This window comes from Petrotoga sp. 8T1HF07.NaAc.6.1 (assembly GCF_016772115.1).
Taxonomy (GTDB): Bacteria; Thermotogota; Thermotogae; order Petrotogales; family Petrotogaceae; genus Petrotoga; species Petrotoga mobilis.
The window spans coordinates 1-2,915 of record NZ_AUPG01000031.1 but is presented as its reverse complement, the minus strand read 5'-3'; the positions used below and the strand labels follow the sequence as shown (position 1 = coordinate 2,915).

1 protein-coding gene and 1 pseudogene are annotated in these 2,915 nt (G+C 37.5%); one reads left to right on the top strand and one right to left on the bottom strand.

The window, feature by feature from the left end; all coding sequences use genetic code 11:
* Positions 1–239 (top strand): annotated as a pseudogene (locus NAAC61_RS10425) (Rpn family recombination-promoting nuclease/putative transposase); the annotation flags it as partial.
* Positions 240–289: 50 nt separating this feature from the next.
* On the opposite strand, the gene NAAC61_RS10420 reads toward NAAC61_RS10425, so the two are convergent.
* A complete protein-coding gene (locus NAAC61_RS10420) occupies positions 290–2,404 on the bottom strand; it encodes a YcdB/YcdC domain-containing protein (protein WP_202695994.1) in 2,115 nt (704 codons plus the stop codon).
* Between the last annotated feature and the right edge of the window lie 511 nt (positions 2,405–2,915).

The following is a 2,915-nucleotide window of genomic DNA, read 5'->3' as shown; positions in this document are numbered from 1 at the left end:
AGATAGTTATGACGATAGCTGAAAAGTTGAGAAACGAAGGTAAATTAGAAGGAGAAAGAGAAGGGAAACTTGAAGAAAGAAGGGAAGTAGCTATAAAGTTATTAAATAAACGATTTGGAAAAGAATTTACACAAGAGATGAAAGAAAAGATAAAAGAAGCTGAAGAAAGAAGAATAAACCAAATAATTGACAACATATTTGAAATAACCATAGAAGAGCTAAAAGAGTTGTTGAAATAATGGGGTAGGAGGTAGATTAATTAATTTATCTACCTCCTTCCCGATTTTAGCTACATGTTTTTCATGGCATTATATACTATAGCGCAGAAATCAGAGAATGTCAGCAAATCATAGGGTTTGAATTCTCCATCTTTTACATCCATTACCTCTAACGCAGTTACTATCGCTATGCTGTTTTTAGCTTCCTTATCAAGGTCATTGATATCTTTTGCCGGTAATATAAAGCATATATCCGAGTCTACAAGTTTACCATAACCCGCAGCTCTCGAAAGCCATAGGGCAATCTGGGCTCTTGTAACGGCATCGGATGGTTTTACATCCTCTTTTATCACACCTTGTTTCATTAATGACTTCAAGGCGATCCCTTCAGGCGTGGTTTCTACAGCCCCTTCCTCTGTTCTGGGCTCTGGCGTTGAATAATAATTTGGAATAAATGCCTTAGTAAGTATTAATGCAGCCTGGCCTACCGTCACATTTTCACTAATCTCTGGTACCGGTTGAGGCATAATACCCGTATCAATGAAAATCTTTAAGATCTTCTCATTCTTATCTCCGATTACTCCAGTATAAGGGTCGAACTTTCCTCCTGGCATAGGCAAGGTTGATTCACCATATCCTACAAACTCACCCGTCTTGGCGTCTATCCCAAAGCCGTTGATATCGGAGAGTTGATAAACAGGAATCGGTTCCCCCACAGGATCTCCTGTATACTGATCTCTCGGTAAAGCAAAGGAGAGCTGAAGTTTTTGATACTGAGACAGCTTTACTTCGGCTTCTTCAATGGTAATAATTCCAGTAGTATCGATCTTCTCGATGTCACTGTAATTAATATTAAATCGAATTACTTTACCCTCGTTATCAACATTGACATTAACCGTATTAACGGGGTATAAGACTCCCTCCTGATACATGATGAAGTTTACTGTGTAGTTGTAATCTTTGCCAGACATAACTAACATGTTTTCAAAAGGAAGATTTACCTTGGATAAATAATCCTTTGCAATTTCCACTGCCTTTTCTATTCCTATGCCATTATCGGTATCAGGGAAAGTCGGCTGATTTAACCCTTTGCCATAATTAAGGCTTATTATCTTCCCTGTCTCCATCTCAATTACTGAGTTAAAAGTGATGTTGCTATCTTTATCCCCATGATTAGCAAAAATATTATATACGTTTATATTTTGATCGTTATAGTTTTCATTTATACTGATATTTAGATTGAATTTTTCTGGGTCATTACCCATGCTCTTCAGATATTCCTCCACAAAATCCTTTGCTTTCTTTTCATCCATTTTCCCCAGGGAAGACATTTTATTTACATTGGTTACCTTATACTCTTCCCTTTCGCCCATCTCAAAAGTCTGACCGGTGTAGTTTACGGGCTCCCCCGTTCTAGCATCAATCCCCATTGGCAAAGGATATAAGCCAGCGCTCTTGGCCGGAGCATACAAGAGCTTATTTTCGGGAGGGGAGTACTCTCTCCATATATCCTTCTGAACAAGGAAGGTACCCATTATTTGATCCATTTTCTCTAAAGCTTCATCTTCGCTCAGTAACCCATCGATGTCAACCTTAGATATGTCTGTCCAGTTAATGTAATAATTTGATACCTTTCCGGTTGTGGCATCAATACTTATATCTATCCCTTGGTTGATATCTATCCCGTCGTTGATACCACTTAGCTGTTCAACGTTTCTCTTGAAATGATAGGTATAATTTGTCTGCCCGCCTTTATAATAATAAAAACCATATTGAAAATCAGGGGCTTTGTCTATCTGGTCATACTTGTCGGGTGCGTATCTCTTTATGAAGTTTAAAGCATTGTCTTTGAGCTCATCCCTTGTGTAGTTTGGCACATTGCTATCTTCGCTGCCCGGATAATAGTTTTTGTAGTACCTATAGCTCACCAACTCACCGGTGGAGGCATCCACCATAGCATTGACATTTATTTCTTGATCCCAATAGTGAATATTCCAAGCCTCAGATGGTACATCGTACCGATAACTCAGGTCGGCATTAAACTTTGCCGCATCAATACCTGAGATCTCTGATACTAAGTTTTTAGCCTGCTGGGAAGAATACGTCGGCTCGACAGCAAAGACGCCCACTGCCAACATGCTTATGAACATAACAGTTGTAAGAACAACTGATAAAATATTTTTCATTGTTTACCATCTCCTCATATTTGCCTTCACTCCGAAGGGAATTCAAAGAAATAAATCTTCTTATGGATAAATTATACAACATTCAAATAACAAAAAGTAAATCAAGTTCAAAGACAATAATTACTATCTAGCCATTACCCTATTTCGAGGACAATTAATTATGATCCCAAATGGATGGCAAGAATTCATACTCCATCCAAAGAAATAAGCGACTTCTTGCCTTAAGGAGATTAAAAACAATCACAAAATTACCTCAGCATTTCAAAGAATTTTTTCCTTCCATTAGTAGTATCTGCAAAAAAATCAAAAAAATAAATCCTCTATGGGCAATGGGCCTCATAAAAAAAGAAATCCTTAAGGGGTTGGTGGGCGGGAATAGATAAAAAGCTCTTAAGCCCCTAAGTCTATCAAGTCTTCAACAGGATCATAAAGGGCTCAGACCTATAATTGTCTGGCTTTTTTATTTCAACCTACAAAATGAAAAAAAAATATATTATATATTTTTTATATA

Excerpts from the sequence above, each read along its gene's own strand:
- NAAC61_RS10420 (WP_202695994.1), bottom strand. The coding sequence starts at position 2,404 with ATGAAAAATATTTTATCAGTTGTTCTTACAACTGTTATGTTCATAAGC.